The organism is Mangrovimonas xylaniphaga, assembly GCF_001280435.1.
Classification (GTDB): domain Bacteria; phylum Bacteroidota; class Bacteroidia; order Flavobacteriales; family Flavobacteriaceae; genus Mangrovimonas_A; species Mangrovimonas_A xylaniphaga.
In genome coordinates this window covers 264,603-289,968 of the sequence record NZ_LBIP01000013.1, presented here as the reverse complement: position 1 = coordinate 289,968, position 25,366 = coordinate 264,603, and the positions used below count along the sequence as shown (strand labels likewise).

Here is a 25,366-nt window from a genome sequence, read left to right as displayed (position 1 = left end):
CATGAAGATAATTTTAACAGGAGGGATGCTATTGATGGCATCCCTTATTTTTGCCCAAAAGGATATGGACACGACACTACCTTATTATGAATTGCCTCAAGCATCCGAAATCTACACGGCAGGAACCGTGGCGGCTAGAATGGTAGACGGATTGGGATTTCGGTATTATTGGGCAACCGAAGGTTTAACCGAAACCGATTTGGCATATAGCCCAAGCTCTGAAGTGCGTTCTACAGGTGAGACTATTGACCATATTTTGAACTTGAGTTATGTGGTTTTGGATGCAACTCTAAAGCAACCCAATACAAAACGGGATTTTTCCAATTCAAGTTTTGAAGAAAAGCGCAAACAAACCCTTTTGAATTTAAAACAGATTGCGGATACCCTACGTATCAGTGATGGTTTGTCTGATTATAAAATCGTGTTTGGAGAGCGTGAATTTCCATTTTGGAATGCCATCAATGGCCCGTTAGCAGATGCCATTTGGCATGCTGGGCAGATAGCTTCTTTTAGAAGGAGTTCAGGGAATCCTATCAATTCCAGCATTAGTCAATTCAACGGAACGGTAAAACAATAAATTCTTTTAGATATCTAAAATAAAGTTCAAAAAGAACGGAATATTTCCGAAAGGATGTAGTGCTTTCTATTTGGAAGTGTCCTTGTCTGTTTCTTTTTTGAGTTCCTGATATTTGGTATAGAGTCTAATTCCTAAACGGGCAAAAAGGAGTACTGCAAATAAAACAACAATATTAAAATTGTCCATATGCTATTAATTATATTACAAAGTTACTGTTTTGTGTAAGGGCTTATGGTCTCTTTATGTTGAATTTAACTTTTGTAAATGAGTGTTTTAGGTGGGTTCTGTGAGTTTCAAAATCTTAGAAATTAGAGTTTTGGTAGTTTTGAAAAACTCCACTTGTTGCCTTAAAATGTATAATTTATCATCAATATAGTTTTCAAATTGAAACTCCTTTAAAAGGATTTGGTTGCCTTGATGGATGTTTGATGGCGGATAGGTAAAATACTTGCCCAGATGATCAATATTTCTAAGCGACCCATGCTGCTTGATGTAATGAATCAATGCGATATTGGTGTTTTCTGTTTGGGTTTGTATTTCCTGTAATTCGGCAAAGGAGCGGGACCATTCAAACAATAAGCGTTTTAAATCTTCATTACCCAATTTAGAGAGTCCTCCAGAATTTTTGAGCTCGTTAAGTACAAAATCACTAGGCTTCCAAGTAGGACTGTTTAGGGATTGGGAAAGCAAACTGTCTAATTGATGAGACGTATATGGGAGATCTTCCGTTCGGAATAGTCCAAAGACCTTTTCCATAGAATTGATGGTTTCCTGAAGTTGTACATTGATGTTTTCAAGGTCCTTTAGGTTTTCTGCAAATTCTGAATGGAGGTTGCCAAGAATTTTATTTTCGGAACGTTTCTCAAGTCTGTTTTCATTCCAATTGTTGATTTGTAAGGCAATCAATATGCCAATGACCACCAATATAATTTCGCCAATGGCATAGCGCAAATAGGCTGCAGTTTTGTTCTGTGCTGCTAGTTGTTTGCGAATGTTTCTAAAGAATTTAATCATGGTTTCTCAATTTCTTTCTCGAGGAGTTCGATAAGCAGTTGGATTTCATCGGATAGTTGTTTTCTGTAATAGTAAACACTGGTACTTAGCTCCAGTTTTATGCCTATCAAATTCCTTATTTTAGGTTGCTCCATAATAGCTTCAAAATCAATTGGAGGTCCCGTTTCAATGGAGAGTTTAGGAAATTCCGCTTTAAGGAGGGGTAAAAAGTTGAGGTATTCTACTACAATTTCATCTATTCGCAACTGATGTACTCTTATTCGGTCGTCCATGAGGTTGTTGAGGTTGTTGATGCTACGTTCTAGATTGGTAAAATGACTTCGGATAGTTTTATTACTGATGAGGTCTGTTTTTCCTGAGGTTTTAATTTCTTCGTAGGCGTTTATGACCGGAATATCAATTTCAAAACCCCAAAAGATATTATGGTAAAGGGGGTTGTTGTTTTCTTTGTTAAAGAAGTTTGTTCGCTCTTCTTTGTTGCCCAAAGCTGCTTCCATTTCGTCTATGGCCAACTTTTCTTTGATTATGGATTCTTCTGATTGTTTTTTTGCTGCTTTTAAATCTTCCAATAAACTGCTTAAGATTTGCTGTTCTTCAACTTGTAGCTTTCTGTTTTCATTCCAATTATTGATTTGAAGCGCTATCAAAATACCAATCACCACCAAGACAATTTCTCCAATGGCATAACGCATGTATTTGGAAGCCTTATTTTCTGCAGCTAGTTTGTAGCGAATTTTTGAGAAGAAGTGCATCATTTGCTGTGGAGGTTTAGTTCGGTTTTAATGAGGGCCTTGGTTGCTTCGTTTAGTTTGGAAATTATTTCTACCCGAGTTTTTAAGGCATAGGCATAGGTTAATTCGGAATTCGCCAGTCGTAAAAACTCTTCAGATTTCAGAGCCTCAAGAATTTGCGGGATCTCTTTAGGGACTGTTTTAAAAGTTCCTTCGCTATCAAAAGGGAAGTAGGAATTCATAAATGTGGCGTATTCTGTTTGCAGGTTTCCTAGATACCGTTTAGTATGTTCTGAGAATTGATAATAAAAAAGCAAATGTTGTTTGAGATTTTCATTCTTTAATAGAAGGAGATTTCCTGTACTTATAATGTCATCATAGGTGCTTTTGGATTCTACCATGGTTCCTCTACTGCCAACCCCTCCATATCCCATTTTATTGATGAAGTCTAGAGTGTCTTTTATAGGTGTTTGATGAAGTACATGATCTCTGGCCATGAGGAGTACTTCTATTTTTTTAGGAGAGGAATTTGAGAAATAGGTTAAACTAATGGAATCGCTTTTAAGGTCTCGTAAAAAGTTCTCTAAATATTGTTTTTCAAGAAGTCTGTCCTTCCTGTAGGAATTCCAATTGTTGATTTGAAGTGCAATTAAAATTCCAATCACCACCAGCACAATTTCCCCAATGGCATAGCGCATGTAGGCGGCTGCTTTGTTTTGTGTGGCTAGTTGTTTGCGGATGGAACTGAAAAAGGTGTACATGCTAGTTGAGTAATTGAGATATAAGTGAAACACTAAAAATGGTCAACATAAACCAACCAATAAATCCTTGTAAAATAGCAAGGTAACGAGGGAAGCCTTTAATGGGGATTTCTCCGAAACCAAGGGTGGTAAAGGTGTTTATGGAGAGCATTAAAGCATTCAGTATTTTGATGAAAAGATCATATATAATGGCAACCAAAAAAGCGCCTATCAATAAAATAGATTTCCAGAACCGTTTTTTTAAAGGTAAATCTTGCCATGTACCTTTCATGATATCGAATTTGCTTAAAATTGAGGCGTGTAAATTGGTTCTGGCAATAGTCCATTTGTAAAGGGGCAAGCCGGTCATAATGAAAAATTTTGGGACTTGCGGGCTAGCTTGGATTAATAAGTTTTTAAAAGCTTCATATTCCATTAAATCGGGTTGTTTATCTTCCAAGTACACTTCATGTATTCCCGCGTCCTTTTTCATATATTTTATAAAAAAGGTAAAACGGTCCATGATGCGTTTTCTGCCATGAGAATCCCAACTGTTTGGAAAAAATAGATAGATGATCGCAAAGAAAATGATGACATACAGTGAAAAGATGATGGCTTTGGAAGGTTTAGTGCCATAATTGGAAAACAGCTTTAAAAATTGATTAACTTTCCATTGAAAATAGGTGTCAAAGGATGGGGCTGTTTTATATTCGTAGGCAAGCTTTTGTGTTTCTAAATCTTTTAATTCTATATAGACTGAGTTTTTACTTTCGGTGTCCAGAATATCATTATAGTGGTTGAGCAATTTGCCCCGAAGAGCTAATTCTCCTTTAAAAATGTCTTTGTCTTGTAATCTTTGGTCTAAATAACTTTTTAAGTCTTTAGTTGATATGTTAATGTATGGAGGGTTTGTCTTATAAAAATAATTATCATAGGTTTGGGTGGAGAAGAGCTTTCCTTTTAGAGATTCCCAATCAACAATATGTTTTGGGTCAAAAGTATCAATAGCAAGTCCCACATGATTTCCAAAAGAATTTTTTGAAATATTTAAAAGGTTTATGCCTTGCATTTCCGTAACACGAAGCAAAATAGAAGACTCTAAAAATTCATTTGCTTCTATCCCGGTATAATCCACCTTGTCTGAAACAAAATTTATGAGGGTTGATTCACCTATAATTCGATTGTTAGCGAAGTGCAGATTGTTGATGCTTCTAAAGATTAAAAAGAAGTTACTATTGTAATTTTCGTGTAGGGGTTGGTATTCATAAAATGTACAACGATCAATAATAACGGTCAAGTTGTATGGATAGTCAAGTTTATGTGGGATCAAGCTTGATGCAATGACAGTTTCATTATAAAAATGACAATTCAGAATAGTCAATCCAAAGGTTGCTGTTTGGAATTCACCTTGATTCCAAGTGTTTTGGATATAGTTAATTATATTGTCTATTTGATTGTCTCTGTTTTCTAGGAATAAATATAGCCTTCCCTTAAAGTGGCAGTTAAAAAGTGGGATGGAGGCACATTGGCTAAATGTTACTTCTTTTAGGAAGGTGATGTGTTGTAGTACACCGTTATTAACGGTTTCATCTTCCTTATCTTTTGAAGTTAAGAATTGTACATTATCTAAAAATAATACTTTGTTAATGACTTTTTGTTTCTGAGTACTAATAATAGAATCTATCGAATTATTTGCTTTTGCCTGAAAGAGAGAGTCTGTAGCTTCATTGTAGACAATTTCAGCATTTTTAAGTCTAAAAATAGTATCCTGTTCCTCTTCAATCATTTGAAATAATTTGGAATAGGAATAGCGTTTCAATTCCATTTCCTGAGATAAACTAGACCAAGAAACCAAAAGAAAAAGAACTAGGCTGGTCAATGTTTTCATATCAGGTAGAGGATTTGAAAGGAAATTATAATAGGAAATTTATAATGGAGAGAAAATAGCGAGAGAGAAACGAGAAGGAGCCTGGATGAAAAAGGAAGTTTGTAATAGGCAGTTGTCAATAGGACATAAGGATTTTGTGGCCAGTAACTCAAGTAGGGAGATTTCCAAATGTCAAGGCTTCTGAAATATATGGATGTTTCTTGAACATCCATATTTAATAAAGAATGTTATCCATAATCTTGTCCAAATTGCGTTCCATCATGGCAAAATTGCAGTCGGAGAAAAATACTTCGTACATTTCTCTTCTTAGCTGAGCCAATTCTATGTTGGAATAGTGGTGCAATTGTACCGTGTCATCAATTTTTTCAAAACGCTGTTCTTCTGTGTCACTAGAAAATTCCTGGTACATTTTCTCGAAGATCTCAGGAGAAGATTTGGACTTGATCAGGTTGATTTCAGCCTCCGATTCATGAGAATCTGCATTGGCACAAAGCAGTAGAATATAGACTTGCAATTCGGTTTTGGTCCAAGTGTTTGCCTCGGGTTTCATAATTTCAAATTTTAAGTTACACAAAAAATGTTCTTATGAATGGGGAGAATAATTGGTTTGCGATACTGTATTAAATATACTAAAGAATTGGTTAATTAATGTGTAAATGTTTGAAATTCAATTTTTTTTATAGGTTTTAAAAGGGTTTTAGCTTGCAGTTTTTTTATTCTTTATCCTGTTTTTAGTCATTTATTTGAAGCCCTTATAGATAACTGAGCCACCATTTCGCTTTGTTTTTCGCCTTGTACCTCATGTACTTTTTACAGATAGGGTAAAGAATGGCTATAATGATATTCCAGACTATATAAACCACAAATAAAGAGTACCCGTACGCAGCAATACTGGAAGGAGAAAGTCCACCTCTTGATGCTGTTAGGTCACTCAAACTGCCTCCCAAAATTAAGATGCCTAGAATGGCCAAAGCATGGATAAGCAGTACATGAAGGAAATAATAGAATAATGGCACTCTTCCAAATACAATAAAAAAGTCCGTGATTTTTGTTTTGATACCTTCAAATGCATAAAGAAACAGCATAGCAGGCCCTAGGGTGATCAGTACGTACAGTAAGGATGGTGGGTATTTAGTGACATTGAAAAAGGACAATACCGTAAATACAAAGTTCTTTTGTTTGGTCCACGGTACCATATCACCATAAATATTGATACCTCGAATAATGAAAAAGGCCGCAATGGCAAAAAGTCCAAATTGTAGTAACCATTTTTTTCTAGTAACGGCATTAAAATCCTTACTGTAAAGCACCCCAAAACAATAACCCAAAACCATGACGCCCAACCATGGGGCAATAGGGTAGGCAAAAATGATAAAGTGGTCTTCTCCAAGAGGAATGCCTTGACGCTGATGGAATATGTACCAAAGTATGGAGCGAATATTAGACCCTTCAAAAGTAAAGCTGTCGAAAGTATTATGGGCTGCTATCAATATAGCTCCAATAACCAAGAGAATCTTTTTGGGGAGGAATATCAAAAAAGATAAGCCTACCATACAAAGTCCAATGGCCCAAATAACTTGGAGGACAATCAAATTGTATTCTGGATCGAATTGCCAGATAAGATTGTTCAGAACAATTTCCAGGAAGATCAACCATAAGCCTCTTGTAAAAAGGAATTTGAACAGTTGAGGTTTTGTTTTTCTACTTCCGTAAAGAAAAGCTGAAGTTCCCGCCAAAAAAATAAAAACAGGCGCACAATAGTGCGTTATGAATCTCGTAAAGAATAGAAATGGAGTAGTGGTTTCCAAATCGGTTGGATCGCTAATAGAATTTCCTATATGGAAATAATCCCTGGTATGGTCCAGTGCCATGAGTACCATGACCACGCCCCGCAAGAGGTCAATCGTTTCAATTCGGTTGGTTTTTATGAGCATAGGCAACTATCAGAGATTAAACCTAAGACTTGAGGAACTGTAATAAATATAGGCATAATAATCCGTTGATTGTTAGAAACATTCGAAAATGCAAATTCAAGATTCGGTCGCTTTAACTGTTAAGGGTTGTTTGGCTTCAATTCTAAAAGGCTGTTTTTGTTTATAGGTCAAGGAGCGCCATAGCCATTCAAATGGGCCATATCTAAAATATTTTAACCAAATGGGACTGTAGATTAATTGGGCAATCCAAATGGCAAAAACGATGTAATATAGTTGATGGCGTTCCAATTGTCCATAAAGTGAAAATCCAAATCCTAGAAAAATAAAGGCCACAATAATACTGTGTACTAAATAGTTGGTTAAGGCCATTCTTCCTACCGCAGCTAAAGATTTTTGAAGGAAGCCCAATATTCCGGATTTAATGAAAAGCATGATAAACCCCACATGGCCCAAGGTTGTGAATAGTCTTCCCAAATCATAGGTGATAAAGGTTTTGGAAGTTACAATGGGGTCAAAGCTGCTTTTGATAAGTTGGGAAGTTTCATAATAGTTGACAGAAAGCCCTATACCATAACCAATGATTGCCATAACCCCATAATATTTAAAAGATTTTTCACCGTGAAAGATTCTTAGGTTGAAAAATGCCATCCCCAGCAGCATATAACTGAAAACATCCCATAGGTCAAACCGATATAGAAACCAGCCTTGGCGTTCGGAATAGTGTTTAGCTTTGTAACTAAAAATGGACCAGTAACTGGGATTGCGCATTTCTGCAATTTGTTCGTCGATTTTTTCTTGAGGCATTTTGGTGTTCAATTTTTCCCATTTTCCCAAAGCGGCTGTCTGTTTCGAGGTCAAGGAATCGTTAGCTTTTTTTAAGGACGCGGCTTCAAGCCCTTCTTTTTTGATTTTAAGAGTGTCCCTATATTCACTGTAAGTCCAAACCACCCCTAAACTTATCAATACCAAACCACCTATGATTAATTTTTTGGACGGGGTATTTCTAAAAGGAAACAACATAAGTCCAAACACAGCATAATGGAACAGAATATCTCCATGCCATAAAAAGACGTAGGCGTTAATAATTCCAAAAATTAATAGCCATAAAAGACGTCTATAATAAATATCGGCAGTTTTTATTCCTGCACCACTGCGTTCCAAACGAGAGGTTAGTAAAATCACTCCTGCTCCAAAAAGTAAGGTGAATAGGCCTCTCATGGTCCCTTCAAATAACATATTGGTCATGATCCATGCTTTTAGGTTTAAGCCTTCGGCTCCACCGGATATAGTAGGGTCCATATAGGCAAAGGGAAGCCCCATACCATTGATATTCATTAAGAGAATCCCTAGAAGGGCAACCCCTCGAATGACATCCAAAGAATTGATTCGCTCTTTGGATTTTGTCGGCTGTAATATTGTTTGATTAGTTGTTTCCATTGTGTTAGAGATTTTTGATGGGTTCAGTCATTGCTTCTCGCTCTGATAGGCTTTAGATATACATTTTAATATTGATATGGTTTATTCGAAGAAATTTTTTGGATTAAAGTTTTAAAATTGGATTACACCCTTTTTGAAAGTTGTTATTGAGGAGTATTGATTGGTAAGGAAGGTCTAGTTTGGTTTTCATATGGTTTTGTGAGTATTGTTTAATTGGAATCAAGTTTTACAGGGGATATTTTTACAAAAGCTTTGATGGATTTTTTATGTTTCAAAAAATTGATATACCTAATCATGAATAGCATCATTAAAGGCGCTAGCGCGGTTACAAAAAATACCTGTTCCCAACTCAAATTGTTTTTTAAAGGTCCCAATAGTCCAGATCCAGAAGCGCGCCCCATATTGCTAAGCGCCATATAAAGGGTAAATTGGGTAGCGGCTACTGTTTTCCAACAGAGATGCATGGCCGTGGCAAAAATGGAAATACATAAAAACGTATATCCAGTATAATAGCTCAGAATAAACCCGTAAATCATTGCTTTATGATGCCATAAGCTTGGAAATAAGCCAAAACCTATTATTAAAATTGCAAGAAATATTAGATATAAAGACATCATTTTAAGTTTTCCAAAGAAATCTACCATAGCACCTCCAACAAACATTCCCAATAAGCCTCCTAGAATGGTCATAACAGAAAAAACTTGAGAGAATTTCGTGTTGGTCCAACCCAATTCCTGAACGGTAAATATGGGAAGTAGTGTGTCTATCAAGCCGTACATGATTCCAATAATAAAAGAGGAAATACTCAAGATTAGACTGGAGGGTAGTATGACAACTTTTGAGAGGTTTTTAAAGATAGTTTTCCAATTGGATAGCTGAATGGATTTAGTAGCTTTACTAGCCTCCCCTAAGGACCATGGCATCCATTTTTCTCCAGGACGTTCTCTGCAATATATAGGAACCAACATGATCAAGAACACTACTATAGCAAGCGAGTTGATAGTTTTATGGAACCCAATACTGTTGAGCAAACTAGTGCCAATGGCTAAGGATGCAGAAGTGCCAATAATTTTTGTTCCCCACATGAGGCCATTGGCCCTAGCTTGTTGTTTGGATGGAACTAAATCTACAGCCATACCGTCGGTAGCAACATCTTGAAAGGCTCCAAAGAAGCTGATGCAGAATCCGGCAATCATTAGTCCTTGGAGATTGTTAAGTGGGTTATTTACAAAACCGATGGACAAAAAACTAATAATAAGTCCCATTTGGCCTAGAATAACCCAGGGACGTTTTCTTCCCATGGGCAAAAATGTAAAACGATCCATAATTGGAGCAATAAGAATTTTGAAGCTCCATGGAATTCCTATTACGGCCACATAGCTTGCAATATAGCTTGGTGATTTACCATTCATGGCTAACCAAGCGGGTATTGCAAAAAAAGTAATGCCTTCAGGAATTCCTTGAGCTGCATATAAAATAGAAAAGGTGATATATCTTGTCAGTGCACTTTCAGATAATACCCATCTATTTTTAGAAGGTTTCAAAGCAATTTTTTCGGTTTTTGAAAACATGGGAAACCCTTAGTTGGATGAAAGGTCTTCCATATAAGAGTACAGATAGGCCCAATCGGAAATTAAAGCAGATCTGAATTTTGCTCTTAACTCGTCGGCTTTCTTTTTGCCATGGGCTTTTTCATAAACCTCCCAAACTCCATCGGTGTCTTTGTCCAATTCAGCAAAATTTACAAATGGAATCGCAATAAAGAAATCGGCAACATCAGGGCCGCCACCAACAACATTATACCAAGTCCCTCTAATGCCCCCACCTGAACTGCGCATTGTAGAGGATATTTCCTTGGTTACTTCTTTAAAGGCGGAATAATCTGAAATTTTCACATTGTAGGTCCAAACAACCTTGGTACCTTCCAAAGGACTTGGTCTACTAATTTCGGGAATGGATTCTGCCAGATTGTACTGTACTTTTTCAACGTGTGGCCAAATAAAATCCATGGCTTTTGAGCGGCAATTGTTGCTGGCCGTATCCTCGTCGTCTTTGTCCAATTCAGCCCAATTATTCATGGTACTAGTTAGCACGTAAACGTTGCCTTCTCCCTGAAACCGTTGCCACATGTTCCATTTAAAGGTACCGTTGTTATCGTTGTAGCATTTTTTCCACATCTTAACACCTTCCTTAAACTGGGAGTTGTGGCCCATTTTTACAGTAAATTCTGTTAAGTTCAGCATTCGACGGTTAGATTGTGAAAGCAAGGACAGTGGTAGGCAAAATGTAACTAGAAGTAGGATAATGGTAAATTTTTGGAGTTGTAGGGAACTTTTGGGGTACAGATACTTTGTTTTCATAATTCATTGAATTTACAATGGACTAGGACTGTTGTTAGCCTAATCTATTTGGATTAATTAGCAAAACATAACAAGTGTAAGTGTTCTAATGCACTGAAAAATTGGGTGAATTGGAGCGGTAAAATCTTTAAATAAGTGAGTTAAGACTGTGTTGTTAAGCAGAATTAGGGCTGTGCTTTTTATTTAATGACTTGGGAAATAAAGAAGGGAAGGGGAGCCCTTTGTGTTGTTAAATAAGAAAAGGCGAGTAAGTGCTCTCGGAAGTTGTCAAAAGCAAATAAAGATGCTACATGCAATTCTTCAATAAGCAGCGTCTGACTGACATTATGCTGATTTTTCGAGGTGTTTATACCTGCTTTAAGGGCGAACAATGCTGCTGGTCGTTTAGTCATACAAGCCTTAATTAATTGTTTAAAAAGACTTTAGGGTATTTTAAAGGTAAGGAAAATTATAATATCCTCATTGAATCGGCTTATTTGTTTTGAATAAAAGAGTTGAAGTGTTAAATTGATAAAAATAATTTATTCGTTTTCTTGATGCAAATGATGCCATTCCATGGGGTCTTTCGCGCCGTATTGCGCTTTGTAGGTTTTGATTAGAATTAAGAACAAACTGATGAGCAATGGTCCAAATATTAATCCAATAAATCCAAATAAAGGTACACCAACAATCACGCCGACCAAAGTTATTAAAGGGTGAACATTATCCAGCTTTTTTAGAATAAACAAACGGATGATATTATCTGTGGATCCAACAATCACAAAACCATAAATAAGAATCCCCCAAGCTTGGACGGTATGGCCAGCGGATAGAGTAATTAAAAATACAGGGAGGATTCCAACCAAAGTCCCCACAAACGGAATCATGGAACCTATAATTGTAATGACAAACCAAAAAAACGGCGATTCCACTCCAAAGATGAGAAAGCCGATCAAGGCCACAATACCTTGGGCTATGGCTACCAAAGGAATTCCCAAGGCGTTAGATCGTACCATGGCCTTTATTTCCTTGCCAACTTCAACCAAACCTTCTTTATTCATTGGAACATATTTGTTCAAGGAAGTTCCCAATTCTCTACGGTTGGTGAGCATGTAATACAGCATAAAGTACATGATTCCAACCGCAATGACCGCATTAAAGGTGCCTCCAGCAAAAGCCTGCAAATTTTCAGATAACCAGCTAGTTATTTTTGTCGTATCTATTTGGGAGTTGATATCAAAGCCCACATAGCTTTCTACCTTGCCAAATTGCTCCTTGAAGGCATTGATTACTTCGGTACTGTTGTCCACGGCATGTCCTATCTTATTTCCCAGCATCCAAATAATACCTGCTACAGGTACCAGAATGATTAGAAATGACAAGAACATCAGGAATATAGCAGCCGCGTTTACGCCCCATCGTTTTACTTTTACCAAATAGGTCATCCATTTTTGAAATAAAAAGTAAATGGTTATGGCTCCCAACACACCGGTTAGATAAGGAATCATTTCCAAGCAAATGAGATAGGCTATAAAAGTAATCAGGATAAGAAGAAAAACCTGTCGGATAACGGAGGGCGGAATTTGTTTCATATTGCGTTGGATTAATTTAAATATTTAGCGAGTAGGGAATGGAAGTGGTGGACCCCTTGCTCCCTTGTGGGAGAAAATCTTCCTGTGTTATAAAATCTTGATTGCACACCTTTGTTGACAAGTTCTACTACAAATTCATCTTCACGTTCTACTTTGTCCAAAAGTGCGCCTGCACCCTTATCCAATTTAGTTTCGTCATAGACATAGGTGATAAAGGATACTTTGGTTTTGTTTAAACCTAATGGTTTTACAATATTGATAGATAAGCCCCAAGGATAAAAATTGAACATCATGTTTGGAAATATCCAATAATAATAGGCGGCGACCTGTTTGCCAAAATCTATATGTTCTTTAGGAAGGTCAAAAACTTCTTCACTTGCATTGGTGTATCCAATTTGGAGGTTGCAGTGGTCATATAAAATTGTGGTGTAATCTCCATAGTCCAAAATGCTGTTTAAGTCATCGTGTACGAAAGGAATGTGAAGGCCTTCCAAATAGTTGTCGCAATACAAAGCCCAATGGCAATTGACAAGGTAGTCCTTGCTGAGGTCGTTTCTCAATTTAAATTGGTGCAATGGTAAAAAACCGATGCGTTCTTTCATTGTATTCAATACAGAATTGAAGTCAAACAAAGGATTGAGACTTACAAAAATGAAGGGGTCCAAAGTGGCAACAGGGAATTCATGAAGGTTGTCGCAAGGCCTAGGGAAATTTTCGGCAGTATCGAACTCGGGCATGGATTTGAAAGTTCCATCCAGATTGAACCTTCGGCCATGGTACATGCACTGTAACGTCTTTTGTTTCCCTGGGTTTAAGACTACAATGTTTCCTCGATGGGTGCAAACATTGCTAAAGCACTTGATGCTTTGGTCGGAGGGTCTTACCAACACCAACGGTTCAGAAAGATAGTTGTCTAAAAGGTAAAACGGATAAACCGTTTCGGCAAAGGGCAATAGTTGTGTATCGCCTACCCATTGCCACGACCGTAAAAAGATGTCTTCTTTAATGTTGTCGAAAACGTCTTGACTTCTGTAAAAATGTGCGGGTAGGGTTTCAGCCTCGTGGATGTTCTTATTGATAGTAAACTTGTGCGTCATAAATAGGGTTTAAAAGCAAAAACTAACCTCAATAAGATGAGTTTGAGTACAATAAATATATAAAAAAAGCGCTAATTTGTTAATTAGCGCTTTTTGTTTTTATAATTCAATCTCTATTTGATTTTTGATAATGTCCTCAAACGTTTCCCTTTTTCTAATTAGATGGGCGGCGTCCTTGTACCAAAGGACTTCGGCCGGACGGAAACGTGAATTGTAGTTAGAGGCCATCGAATAACAGTAGGCCCCAGCATTTTTAAATGCCAAGATATCACCTTCGGTAATTTCCTTGATACGTCTGTTGCTAGCGAAAGTATCTGTTTCGCAGATGTAACCCACAACTGAATAAAAACGTTCTTTTCCTCTAGGGTTGGAAAGGTTGACAATTTCGTGTTGTGCCCCGTAAAGCATTGGGCGAATCAAATGGTTGAATCCTGTATCTACTTGAGCAAATACTGTAGAGGTGGTTTGCTTGATAGCGTTTACTTTGGTTAGGAAAAATCCAGATTCGCTCACCAGAAACTTCCCAGGTTCGAAGGCTAAGGTTAATTCTTTTCCGTAGTCTTTACAGAATTCAGTAAAGCGTTTGGTCAATTTCTTACCAAACTCCTCTATATTGGTTTCAATATCTCCCTCTTTGTAAGGAACCTTGAATCCTGAACCAAAATCGATGAAATCCAAGTTTTTAAAATGCTTAGCGGTATCGAATAATATTTCACTTGCATATAGGAATACATCAATGTCCAAAATGTCACTTCCTGTATGCATGTGGATACCGTTAATGGTCATTTGGGTATTTTCAACAATGCGAAGGATGTGCGGGATTTGATGAATTGAAATTCCAAATTTACTATCAATATGCCCTACAGAAATGTTGGTGTTTCCACCGGCCATCACATGAGGATTGATTCTGATACAAACTGGCGTCTTTGGGTGAATGGTCCCAAATTGCTCCAAAATTGAAAGGTTGTCAATATTGATTTGTACTCCCAATTTAGCAGCTTCCTCAATTTCTTCCAAGGATACACCATTTGGAGTGAAAATGATACGCTCTGGAGTAAATCCAGCGGCCAATCCTAATTTCACCTCTTGAATGGAAACAGTATCCAAGCCAGAGCCTAAGCTGTTCAACAACTTTAAAACGGAAATGTTGGAAAGTGCTTTAGCAGCATAGTTGATTTTCAACTGTTTCACCTTACTAAACGCAGATGTTAAACGTTTATACTGGGAAGCAATTTTTTCAGCATCATAAACATAAACTGGACTCCCAAAATTCTGAGCGATTTCAAGTAAGGTGTTTGTTTTCATTTTAAAATTTTTTAAGACGCCGCAAAACTAACAAAAGAATTTCTTATTAAGACCATAAACCAAGGCGTATTAACGCTTCTTTATGCAACTTTTTTAACCTAGGAATACTTCCTTTAAAAATTATTGGTAAAAAGTTATAGGTTGTTTACTTTTGTTCACCATAAATTTAAAAAGTGATTCTCTTTTAGGAGATAACAAATAGATTATAACAGATGAATTTACACGAGTATCAAGGAAAAGAAATATTAAGCAGTTTTGGAGTGCGTGTCCAAAGAGGTATCGTAGCCCAAAACGCTCAAGAGGCTGTTGCTGCAGCAAAACAACTAACCGCTGAGACTGGAACCGGATGGCATGTGATTAAAGCACAGATCCATGCGGGTGGACGTGGAAAAGGAGGAGGTGTAAAGTTGGCCAAAAACCTTCAGGAAGTTGAGCAGTTGGCAGGTCAAATCATTGGAATGAATTTGATCACCCCACAAACTTCGGGCGAAGGGAAAAAAGTACACCAAGTATTGGTTGCTGAGGATGTTTACTATCCAGGAGCTAGCGAGCCAGAAGAATTCTACATTTCTGTGTTGTTAAACCGTGGTACTGGTCGTAACATGATCATGTATTCTACCGAAGGAGGTATGGATATTGAAACTGTTGCTGAAGAAACTCCACACTTAATTTTTACTGAAGAAGTAGATCCAGCTGTTGGACTTATGCCATTCCAAGCAAGACGTATTGCTTTCAACTTAGGATTGTCTGGAAACGCTTTTAAAGAAATGACTAAGTTCGTTGCAAGTTTGTATACTGCTTATGTAAAATCTGATGCTTCTTTATTTGAGATCAACCCAGTATTGAAAACAAGTGATGACAAAATCATGGCTGTAGATGCTAAGGTGACTATCGATGACAATGCACTTTACAGACACAAGGATTATGTAAACTTAAGAGACTTACGTGAGGAAAACCCAATTGAAGTTGAAGCTAAGGAAGTTGGTTTGAATTACGTTGATTTGGATGGAAACGTGGGATGTATGGTAAATGGAGCTGGATTGGCCATGGCAACTATGGATTTGATTAAGCAAGCTGGAGGTGAGCCTGCAAACTTCTTGGACGTAGGAGGTACTGCTGATGCTGCTCGTGTTGAAGCTGCTTTCAAAATTATCTTGAAAGACCCTAATGTTAAAGCTATCTTAATTAATATCTTTGGAGGTATTGTACGTTGTGATAGAGTTGCTCAAGGAGTTATTGATGCTTACAAGAACATGGGAACTATCAATGTGCCAATTATTGTACGTCTTCAAGGAACCAATGCAGACATTGCCAAGGAATTGATTGACAATTCAGGATTGGATGTATTGAGTGCAACTGAATTCCAAGAAGCTGCCGATAAAGTACAACAAGTTTTGTCGTAAGGCAAAACCGCTTATAATATTATATATGAAGAAGACTGAAGCCTTATAGGTTTCAGTCTTTTTTTGTTAATAATGTTAAAAGTCGTTAAGGTGGCGTTAATAACTCGATTTAAGTGTAACATTTTTGCTTACTTATAGTCTATTAAGTATCAATCATTTAAAATCGAACATTTATGAAAACAATTAAAGGGCTTTTATTGGCGGTAGCAATTATCTCCAGTAGTGTACTTATGGCAAGTACATCGCCAAAAACAACTGCCACAACGAAAAGTGCTGAAGCAACTGCAATTTCAAATGAAATTAACCATTTTTTGGTAGAACCAAATTTTGTGTTGGAAGAAGATGTAATGGCTTACGCTACAATTACTTTTAACCATGATAACGAAATTGTCGTACTTTCTGTAGACAGCCCAAATGAGGCTGTAGAAGAATTTGTAAAGGAACGTTTAAATTATAAAAAGTTACCTTTTAATATCTACAACAAAAAACAAACCTTTTTGGTCCCAATAAAACTGGATGTAGAAGAGTAAATAATTTTACCGAATGTTTGAAAAACTCCTAAGCAACTTTTGTTTAGGAGTTTTTTGTAGGGTTATTTTGTTGCTTATTAGTTTTGTCAGGCATCGGTCCACGCATATGAATAATCAATCCATTTAAAAAGTTGCGAAGAATTTGATCGCCGCATTCCATGTATTTAGGATGGTCTTCTTTTCTGAAAAAAGCGCCCAATTCGCTTTTTGAAATTCTAAAGTCTACCAAATCCAGAATTTTTACAATTTCTTCATCCCTTAATTTTAGGGCTACTCTCAATTTTTTGAATATATCGTTATTAGTCATAATTCTTTAATTTTTAATTAGCCAATTGTAGGCTTCAGCAAATTGTGATTTCCAAAAAGCTTCATTATGCTGGCCGCCATCAATTATTTTATTTACTATGTTTTCTTCTGTAACACCCTGTGATTTAAGGAGAGTTATCATTTTGTTTTGATCTGTTACCCCAGTGTCACTTTCTTCGGTTCCTATTAAAAAGTAAAACCTTGAGCTGTTTGGAATTTGTGCTGCTCTTGCAAAATCGTAAATCTCTTCACTATACCAAAATGAAGGGGAAAAACGCCTGCATTTCCAAAGACCTCAGGATACTTTACTACTGCGTAAAAGGCCATAAGCCCTCCAAGGGAAGATCCCCAGAAGGTAGTAAATTGAGCATTGGACTTTGTTTTGTAATGTTGGTCTATATAGGGCTTAAGTGTGTTGATAACAAAATCGAGGTAGTTGTCTCCGTTTCCTCCCCCGTATTCTGAATTTGCATAAGGAGTGAGTTCGTCGAGGCGTTTGGCATTGCCATGTTCAATTCCTACAACAATGGATTGTTTGGTTATAAGGCTATCCATAAATTCATCAACACCCCATTCGCCAACATAAGACGTTTCATTATCAAACAGATTTTGGCCATCAGCCATATAAATTACTGGATAGGTTTCTTTTGAGCTGTTATAGGAGCTAGGAAGGTAAATCCATATTTTTTTTGTCATATTCAATTGCGGAGCTTCTATTGTGAAATGCGAGACATTTTTAGAAGCAGTGCTCTGTGCGTTGACAGTTAACGAGCAAACGGCGATTAAAATATAAATATGGATGGCTAAAATGACCTTCATTAGAAACTTCTGGAAAAAGAACTTTACAAATTTAGGCAAATAACTACAGTGCCGTTTATCGAACTTTGATTTTTACAATTTATTATTCGTCGTTTCCGGATAAATTATGTAAATTGCTGATTTCCAACATATTAAATGATTGATAGCATACCAACGTAAAAAAAGGAGGACGAACGGTATTTTTTTTTTCGATAACAGACTATAAATCAACGATGATCAAAAATAATATCTTTCTAATTTTAAATGAAGTAAAATATTAGATCCCTTAGGTATGATAAACCGTGTTGAAAAATTGAGCTTACTTTCGGAGATGATTGCTTTTGCTCAAGCAGATGACAATATGAAGATTATTGAATATAAATTCCTTTTGGGTGTAGCCAAGCAATTGGATATTTCTAGGGAAGATTTCGATTATCTTTTTAAGCACCCCGTTACCTATGTACATTTAAAGTCGCATAGCGAACGTATTGTTCAATTCCACCGATTGGTACTTTTGATGAATTTGGACAATGAAATATCCAGAAAAGAATTGAGAAAACTCCACAATTTTGGATTACGAATGGGTTTAAGTCATGAGTCCATTAATAAAGTGTTGGACTTGATGGAAAGTTTTCCCAATAAAATTGTTCCTCCAGATTTCTTAATAGATATATTTAAGATTCAGTATAATTAATGGTATTATACTTTTAAGGCGTCCAATTTGGTTTGATAGGCCTTAATTTCATCCCTAAACTGCGCAGCTAGCATAAAGTCTAAAGCTTTTGCAGCGTCTTCCATAAGCTTTCTTTTATCTCGAATTTTCTTCTCCAATTCTGCTTTGGATAAGTATTCGCTTTCAGGTTCGGCAGCCTTGGCAGCTTTGAGCTCGTAGCTGTATGTGCTCACAGAATTTTTGGTGAGTACATTGTCTAAACTTTTATTAAGTGGTTTTGGGGTAAGCTTATGTTTGGTGTTGTAGGCAATTTGCTTTTCGCGACGATAGTTGGTTTCGTCAATGGTTTTTTGCATGCTTCCAGTGATTTTATCGGCGTACATAATAGCTTTACCATTTACATTCCTTGCCGCTCTACCAACGGTTTGGGTTAGAGAGCGGTTGGATCTTAGGAAACCTTCCTTGTCCGCATCCAAAATGGCTACCAAGGAAACTTCTGGAAGGTCAAGACCCTCACGAAGAAGATTGACACCCACTAATACATCAAATAACCCCTTTCTTAAATCCTGCATGATTTCAACTCGTTCCAAGGTGTCTACATCACTATGGATATAACGGCAACGGATTTGGATACGGTCTAAATATTTGGTCAACTCTTCCGCCATACGTTTGGTAAGGGTCGTTACCAAAGTACGTTCGTCCTTTTCAACCCGTTGTTGTATTTCTTCTATCAAATCATCAATTTGATTTAAACTTGGACGAACCTCGATAATAGGATCCAACAATCCTGTTGGACGAATCACCTGTTCTACATAAGCACCTCCTGATTTTTCCAATTCATAGTCTGCAGGCGTAGCACTTACATAGATGACTTGGTTTTGAAGCGCTTCAAATTCTTCAAACTTTAAAGGGCGGTTGTCCATGGCAGCGGGCAATCTAAATCCGTATTCTACCAAATTCTCTTTCCGGCTTCGGTCACCTCCATACATGGCATGTACTTGGGAAATGGTCACGTGGCTTTCATCCACAACCATCAAATAGTCGTCTGGGAAATAGTCTAAAAGGCAGAACGGACGTGTTCCGGGCTCTCGACCATCCAAATACCTTGAATAGTTTTCAATTCCAGAACAATAGCCCAATTCCCTAATCATTTCAAGGTCAAATTCCGTACGTTCCTTAAGGCGTTTTGCTTCTAAATGTTTGCCAATTTCTGTAAAATAATCATACTGTTTTACCAAATCGTCTTGGATATTTTTAATAGCCCCTTGCAAAACATCTGGTGATGTCACGAACATATTGGCAGGGTAAATATTGAGTCTGTCGTATCTTTCAAGCACTTCGTTGGTCTGAACATTAAAAGCTTCGATATCCTCAATTTCATCCCCAAAAAAATGGATTCTAAAAGCATGATCGTCGTAACTAGGGAAGATATCAACAGTATCTCCTTTTATTCTGAAATTTCCATGGTTGAATTCAGCTTCGGTACGTGAGTACAAGCTTTGCACCAACATGTGAAGTAATTTGGTTCGAGAAATTATTTGGTCCCTTTCCAATGAAATGACATTCTTTTGAAACTCCACAGGGTTCCCAATACCATACAAACACGAAACCGAGGCAACCACTAATACGTCTCGCCTTCCTGAAAGCAGGGAAGAGGTCGCGCTCAAACGCATTTTTTCGATTTCCTCGTTAATGGAAAGATCCTTTTCTATATAAACTCCCGTTACAGGGATATAAGCTTCAGGTTGGTAATAATCGTAATACGAAACAAAATATTCTACGGCATTGTCAGGAAAAAACTGCTTGAATTCCGAATACAATTGAGCGGCCAAAGTTTTGTTATGGGCCAACACCAGGGTAGGTCGTTGAACTTCTTCAATAACGTTGGCAACAGTAAAAGTTTTACCAGAGCCCGTTACTCCCAAAAGAGTTTGGTATCTGTCACTTCCTTCAATACCCGCAACCAGTTGTTTAATGGCTTGAGGTTGATCCCCGGTAGGACCAAATTCTGATTTTATTTTGAAACGCATAGCGCAAATTTACACGTTTGCATTGCGTGAACAAAAAGAAATGAGGGCTATAAAGCGATGATTGGCATAAATTTAACAGGTGGTATTTAAGAAATATCTATCGACGAAGCGCAAAATGCCCACGGACTTCAAATTCAATATCTCCGCGTTTTACATTGGCCACAAACCAATAATCTGACGCGGGCATTAAATGGCCATTGTAAGTACCGTCCCAACCTTCTGAGTCTGACGATAGTTGTTTGAGCAGTTTTCCAAATCGGTCATATATATAAACGATAGTGCCAGGTAATGTTTCCACTCCTGCAATATGCCATGTATCTGCATATCCATCGTGATTTGGTGTCATGAACTTTGGAGCATCCACGACCACAATTTCTTTGCTAACTTCAGAACATCCATTCAAATCAATTACGGTGATAGTATGGTATCCATAGGTGACATTTTCAAAGACATTGGATTCCTGAGGTTCCTCATCATCCCATTGATAAAGATAGTCCCCAATTCCGCTTACGGTTACAGTCACATTATTAGGATCTGAGAAGTCCAAAACTTCAGTAAATTCTATATTAGCTTTCTCAGATTCGGTGATTGTAAACTCACTTGTAGTACTACATCCATCCAATGTGGTTACAGTAACAGAGTAAATACCTATTTCGTCAATTTCAATTTCGGCGGTTGTGTCTCCTGTAGACCAGAGGTAAGTATCTCCCTCCACAGAGGTGTTGGCGTCAATAACTAATGGTAAATTATCTAAACAGATAGCTTGGTTTGGGATCTCAACAATAGGTTTTGGATTAACAAAAACCTTGAATTGAGTAATGCTAAAACAACCTGTTTCGTTGTTTTCTACTCTGGAATAGACTATCTGTTGATCTTGTAAATTGGAAGGTTGGCTAAGTGCATTTTTTCTAGCACTGGCGTATACTTCATCTGAATAGTAAGTGACTGAGAATTTTGTAGGGTCTTGAGCTCCTAAAATAGTAGTATCCTGTCCGGAAAGATCAAAAGTTAAAAAACCATCATAATCATCATCGCAATCTTCCAAATCTGGAGGGGTGTTTACATTGGGCAATTCATTTACATTCAATATAAAGGAGTAGGTGCTGACACAACCTGTCTCATTATATTCAGCTCTAACATGAATTGTATCATTATAAGATTGATAAGTGTACTCTGTAGAAATAGGATTTATATTATTCTGGGCATCTTCTGCTGTTTTAAAATAGTTGAAAGTAACTCCATTGGTGTCGTTCAGCAGTAAACTGTTTGTTTCATTAAGATCATAGTAGTTGTTTTCGTTTTCACAGATTTCAATATTTTCTATTTGATTTATAGGAGGAGGTAGATTGACTATAAGATCAATTGGGATGGCCAAATAACAACCAGAGACTGTATTGGTGATTCTAAAATAGACGGTTTGCGGGGTGGTTACATTGTTATAAAAAGTAGGGTCAAGGATTTCGTAGGCCTCATTGTCCAAGTCTTCTAAAGTTTCATAATAGGAAATGATAATGTTTTCCTGTCTTACATCTAAAATATCTACCTCTGTTTGTGTTAAGTCAAAAGTAACAATACCATCATTGTCTGTATCACATTGCACTAGAGGTAAGGCGGGGTTTGCCTCTGGCGCTTGTATGACATTTAGTTCAAAGCTTGTTATTGAATTACAGAAAGTTCCGTTGTTAAGGTTTGCAAAAATTGTTTGTGGATTGGTGGTATTGGTATAATTTCGGGGAAGAGGTTTATTTCCGCTTTCGGCATCAGCTAAAGTAAGATGGAAAGTAACGTCAATAGTTTCATCTATACCTTGGGTAATTTCAATGATTTTTTCATTAAGGTCGAACTCTTCAAATCCATCATTGGCAATATCGTCACACACAAACCAATCAATTGGCTTATTGAACTGAGGGTTAGTGCCCATTTCTATGGAAAAAGAAGAAGTGATGAAGCAATCTTGATCGGTAATGTTTTCCATTCTTATATAGATAATCTGGGGATTGCTTGTATTTTGGTAAGGAGCATTTTTGTCAATAGCGGCATTTCTGTTTTCAGCATCAGATAGAGATGTAAAATACAGAACTTGTTTACCTGTCTGTCCATTTAAAATTTCATCGTCTTTTGTTATAAAGCTAAAATCTCCGATGTCATCACTGTCTTGTTCACAAATTTTATAGTCACTAATTGTTGTTGATATTTGGGGTAAAGTATTAATGTAGATATCTAAAGGTTCTATAGAGAAACATGAACTGTCTCCATTTTCAACCCTTACATATAAAGTTTTAGTATTTGTAGTATAATTGTTTGGTTCCAGAATAGGTTCAGCTCCAGTATCAGCATCTTCAAAGCTATTATGGAATGTAATAGTTTTGTTTGAAGTATCGGAAATTATCTCAGAAATTTTTGAAGTAAGATTAACTATGTGTATTCCATCCTCATCATCATCACAAATTTTAATTGGTGAAGGGGTATTGGTGGTAGGAGCTAGTAATACAGTTACTTGAAATGAGTTAGTAGAGGTGCAACCTGTTTCATCAAAACGAATCCTTGTGTAGAAAGTTTGAGGGTTCGAGGTATTGGTGTACTCATTTGGAAGTGCATGCAAGTTGGCTTCAGCGTCAGCTTTGGTGGCAAAATAACTTACTGTATACTCCGATTGTCCTGCTGTTACAAGGCTGTCAAAAGAAGTTAGGTCTATTAAAGTGAAACCATCTTGATCGTCATCGCAATATTCTTTGTTTCCAATAGATTCAAATTCATTGATGCCAGTTATAAATAGTTCTATTTCTGCATATTCTTCGCAGGTAGGGCTACTAATAGTCAGATACAATTTTTGAGGATATTCTGTTGGGGTGAAAGGCTCATTTTGATTTAATTCACCAATTTTATTTTCTCTATCACTTTCGAATAGGTAAAAAGCGATAGTCACGTCTGGAATATTATTGGCAATGACCATTGCTATACTACTTAAATCAAAATCTTCATAACCATCATTACTGATATCACAAACTGAGATATCTTGGATATTAGTTCCAGTTAGTAACAGGTTTGGGTGGATTTCAAAAGAGGTTACTGAGGCGCAGCCGGTGATATCATCTACTACCCGAATGTAAACAGTTTGTACTTCAAAATCTTCGTTGTCGTAACTAGAAGGGTTTGGAATAGGGTTGTCTCCTAAAAGTGCATCTTCATAAGTTTCGTGAAATGTGGAGGATACTCCTGTAAGACCATTCAGGACTTCATCAATAATGGTATTTAGGTCGAATGTGGCGTAACCGTCGTGTTCTGTATCACAGGCATCGATATATAAATCTTCCGAATTAATAACAGGATTGCTTTTTATTATAATGTCAAGAGTTGTTGTAGAGGCGCAACCTGTTTGAGAATCAATTACCCTAACAAAGAGCTGCTCTATGGGATTTGTGTTAGTGTAAGGAGAAGGTAAAGGATTATCTCCTGAATTTGCATCGGCTTGAGAGTAATGGTAAGTTACTTCCAAATTACTTTGTCCAGAGGTTATTTCTTCGTTTTTTTCTGTTAGATCAATGCTTGTCAAATCATCAGGATTACTATCATCGCATACCAAAAGATCTGTAGGGTCTACAATTACAGGAAGTGGATTGACTACTAGATTAAAACTGCTATAGGCCAAGCATCCATTATCAATATCTTCAATTCTTACGTAAATAGCTTCTGGGCTAGTTGTGTTTTGTATTGGAGCTGTTATTGGAGTTGTATTGTTTTCGGCATCTGTCTGTGAATAATGATAGGATATAGCATAGTTTGATTGCGGCACAGATTCTAAAACGACATTATTCATTGAATTTAAATCAAATGTTTCGATTCCATTGTTGCTAGGATCGTCACAAATTTCAAAATCACCTATGGGGCTAGCTGTTTGGGTAGAGCTCAGATTTATGATTACAGTGTCTTCAATTAGACAAGTGCTATTGGAAATAGGGATTTCAATAACTACTTTATATGTCCCTGATTCGGTTACGTTAAGTGTAGGTTGTTTTTCTCCAGAAATAAGGGAGTCATCCAAATACCAAGAGTACACAGCTATAGGATTGTGAATATCTCCATTTAAGATTTCCGAAGCGGCACAGGTGGTAAGGTCATCTCCCAAGTCTACATTCGTATTGAAACTATTTCCTTCTATAAAAACTGCAGAATCGTAATTTTCATCGGTTTGATCAGCAATAACCAATTTAACATGATATTGCACATTGGGAGTAATGGAGGCTGTCGCTGTCATAACAGTAGTGCGGCCATTAAAATTAGTATCTCCTATACTGTATCCTGCAAAGTATTCCTCATTTTCGGAGGGACAATTATTTCCCATTGCATAGCCTGAAATTTCATCGTGAATGGTATTGGTATTTACAGGAGTGGAAGTTCCAGGGATTACCGCTATATTTGTATAAGGTCCTGTGCTGCCAGTTTCTTTGATTAAAAATGCAAATCCATCAGAATTTTGACATGGGTAATGGTCAATATATTCTTCGGATGCTAAAATATAATTGAATTGTATTTGGTTGGAAATAGATACAAAATCAAATTCTAAGGAAGTAGCATTAACAGTACCGTTAATATTCAATGCGTTTTCCAAATCTGTGTCTGCACCCCAATTAGGCTCCCCTTCATTTAAAATATTAGAGTTAGGAGTATTTCCTGCTGAGGTAGCATTGCCGGTAGACAAAATAATTCCTTTTTGGAATGGAAAATTTGAAGAGGATTTTTCAAAATATCCAAAACTTTGAAACCCATTAACACTCCCATTTATTTGAGAAGTTACGTTGGAAATTTCAACACACCCCTGTACTAATATATCTTCAATAAGTTTTTGAGCAGAGTATGAGTTGTCTACAGAAATTTGCTGGGAAAATATGGGATTACATAAAAAACAGGCAAAGATTAGAAAGAAAGTTTTGAATGTTTTCATGACTAGGGGTTATAGCTTTCCATGAGACTC

20 protein-coding genes are annotated in these 25,366 nt (G+C 37.0%); 4 read left to right on the top strand and 16 right to left on the bottom strand.

What is annotated here, in order from left to right; genetic code table 11:
- Position 1 precedes the first annotated feature (1 nt).
- Positions 2 to 577 carry a hypothetical protein gene (locus tag ZA06_RS01400; RefSeq protein ID WP_053975627.1) on the top strand — a complete coding sequence of 192 codons (576 nt, stop codon included), beginning with the start codon at positions 2 to 4 and terminating at the stop codon, positions 575 to 577.
- Between the two features lie 273 nt (positions 578 to 850).
- Here the strand turns inward: ZA06_RS01400 and ZA06_RS01395 are convergent, their stop codons facing one another.
- From ZA06_RS01395 to lysA, 12 genes are all read right to left on the bottom strand, one after another.
- Positions 851 to 1,591 (bottom strand): DUF6090 family protein, encoded by a 741-nt coding sequence (locus tag ZA06_RS01395; protein WP_053975626.1) that lies wholly within the window; start codon positions 1,589 to 1,591, stop codon positions 851 to 853.
- Positions 1,588 to 2,346 (bottom strand): DUF6090 family protein, encoded by a 759-nt coding sequence (locus ZA06_RS01390; RefSeq protein WP_053975625.1) that lies wholly within the window; start codon positions 2,344 to 2,346, stop codon positions 1,588 to 1,590. The genes ZA06_RS01395 and ZA06_RS01390 overlap by 4 nt, the downstream gene beginning before the upstream one ends.
- Positions 2,343 to 3,083 carry a DUF6090 family protein gene (locus ZA06_RS01385; RefSeq protein WP_053975624.1) on the bottom strand — a complete coding sequence of 247 codons (741 nt, stop codon included), beginning with the start codon at positions 3,081 to 3,083 and terminating at the stop codon, positions 2,343 to 2,345. The genes ZA06_RS01390 and ZA06_RS01385 overlap by 4 nt, the downstream gene beginning before the upstream one ends.
- A gap of 1 nt (position 3,084) precedes the next feature.
- Positions 3,085 to 4,950, bottom strand: coding sequence for a potassium channel family protein (locus tag ZA06_RS01380; protein ID WP_053975623.1), 1,866 nt, complete (start codon positions 4,948 to 4,950; stop codon positions 3,085 to 3,087).
- Positions 4,951 to 5,164: 214 nt separating this feature from the next.
- A complete protein-coding gene (locus ZA06_RS01375) occupies positions 5,165 to 5,500 on the bottom strand; it encodes a hypothetical protein (RefSeq protein ID WP_053975622.1) in 336 nt (111 codons plus the stop codon).
- A gap of 202 nt (positions 5,501 to 5,702) precedes the next feature.
- Positions 5,703 to 6,884: a DUF1624 domain-containing protein gene (locus tag ZA06_RS01370; protein WP_053975621.1), complete on the bottom strand. Its 1,182-nt coding sequence runs from the start codon at positions 6,882 to 6,884 to the stop codon at positions 5,703 to 5,705.
- 96 nt (positions 6,885 to 6,980) lie between these two features.
- Entirely contained in the window at positions 6,981 to 8,321 is a 1,341-nt protein-coding gene (locus tag ZA06_RS01365) for a DUF418 domain-containing protein (protein ID WP_053975620.1), read from the bottom strand.
- Positions 8,322 to 8,530: 209 nt separating this feature from the next.
- Positions 8,531 to 9,892: an MFS transporter gene (locus tag ZA06_RS01360; RefSeq protein ID WP_053975619.1), complete on the bottom strand. Its 1,362-nt coding sequence runs from the start codon at positions 9,890 to 9,892 to the stop codon at positions 8,531 to 8,533.
- A 9-nt stretch (positions 9,893 to 9,901) separates the two neighbouring features.
- The gene (locus ZA06_RS01355) at positions 9,902 to 10,564 is read right to left on the bottom strand and encodes a hypothetical protein (RefSeq protein ID WP_053975618.1); all 663 of its coding nucleotides are present in this window, start codon (positions 10,562 to 10,564) and stop codon (positions 9,902 to 9,904) included.
- 638 nt (positions 10,565 to 11,202) lie between these two features.
- Complete coding sequence (locus tag ZA06_RS01345) at positions 11,203 to 12,252, bottom strand: AI-2E family transporter (protein WP_053975616.1); 1,050 nt, start codon at positions 12,250 to 12,252, stop codon at positions 11,203 to 11,205.
- Between the two features lie 11 nt (positions 12,253 to 12,263).
- Positions 12,264 to 13,349 carry an aromatic ring-hydroxylating oxygenase subunit alpha gene (locus tag ZA06_RS01340; protein WP_053975615.1) on the bottom strand — a complete coding sequence of 362 codons (1,086 nt, stop codon included), beginning with the start codon at positions 13,347 to 13,349 and terminating at the stop codon, positions 12,264 to 12,266.
- A 99-nt stretch (positions 13,350 to 13,448) separates the two neighbouring features.
- The gene (gene lysA, locus ZA06_RS01335) at positions 13,449 to 14,654 is read right to left on the bottom strand and encodes a diaminopimelate decarboxylase (protein ID WP_053975614.1); all 1,206 of its coding nucleotides are present in this window, start codon (positions 14,652 to 14,654) and stop codon (positions 13,449 to 13,451) included.
- A gap of 212 nt (positions 14,655 to 14,866) precedes the next feature.
- Between lysA and sucC the strand changes: the two genes are divergently transcribed.
- Together sucC and ZA06_RS01325 are read left to right on the top strand one after the other, a co-directional pair.
- Complete coding sequence (sucC, locus tag ZA06_RS01330) at positions 14,867 to 16,057, top strand: ADP-forming succinate--CoA ligase subunit beta (RefSeq protein WP_053975613.1); 1,191 nt, start codon at positions 14,867 to 14,869, stop codon at positions 16,055 to 16,057.
- A 173-nt stretch (positions 16,058 to 16,230) separates the two neighbouring features.
- On the top strand, positions 16,231 to 16,587 hold the full coding sequence (locus ZA06_RS01325; RefSeq protein ID WP_053975612.1) for a hypothetical protein: 357 nt from the start codon (positions 16,231 to 16,233) through the stop codon (positions 16,585 to 16,587).
- A 43-nt stretch (positions 16,588 to 16,630) separates the two neighbouring features.
- Here the strand turns inward: ZA06_RS01325 and ZA06_RS01320 are convergent, their stop codons facing one another.
- Together ZA06_RS01320 and ZA06_RS01315 are read right to left on the bottom strand one after the other, a co-directional pair.
- Complete coding sequence (locus ZA06_RS01320) at positions 16,631 to 16,894, bottom strand: DUF1456 family protein (RefSeq protein ID WP_053975611.1); 264 nt, start codon at positions 16,892 to 16,894, stop codon at positions 16,631 to 16,633.
- Positions 16,895 to 17,079: 185 nt separating this feature from the next.
- A complete protein-coding gene (locus ZA06_RS01315; RefSeq protein WP_240472186.1) occupies positions 17,080 to 17,712 on the bottom strand; it encodes an alpha/beta hydrolase in 633 nt (210 codons plus the stop codon).
- A 271-nt stretch (positions 17,713 to 17,983) separates the two neighbouring features.
- Here ZA06_RS01315 and ZA06_RS01310 point away from each other — a divergent pair, with 271 nt between their 5' ends.
- Positions 17,984 to 18,385, top strand: a complete 402-nt coding sequence (locus ZA06_RS01310; protein ID WP_053975610.1) for a hypothetical protein — start codon at positions 17,984 to 17,986, stop codon at positions 18,383 to 18,385.
- A gap of 5 nt (positions 18,386 to 18,390) precedes the next feature.
- Here the strand turns inward: ZA06_RS01310 and uvrB are convergent, their stop codons facing one another.
- Entirely contained in the window at positions 18,391 to 20,394 is a 2,004-nt protein-coding gene (uvrB, locus tag ZA06_RS01305) for an excinuclease ABC subunit UvrB (protein ID WP_053975609.1), read from the bottom strand.
- Positions 20,395 to 20,491: 97 nt separating this feature from the next.
- Positions 20,492 to 25,336, bottom strand: coding sequence for a T9SS type B sorting domain-containing protein (locus ZA06_RS01300; RefSeq protein WP_053975608.1), 4,845 nt, complete (start codon positions 25,334 to 25,336; stop codon positions 20,492 to 20,494).
- Between the last annotated feature and the right edge of the window lie 30 nt (positions 25,337 to 25,366).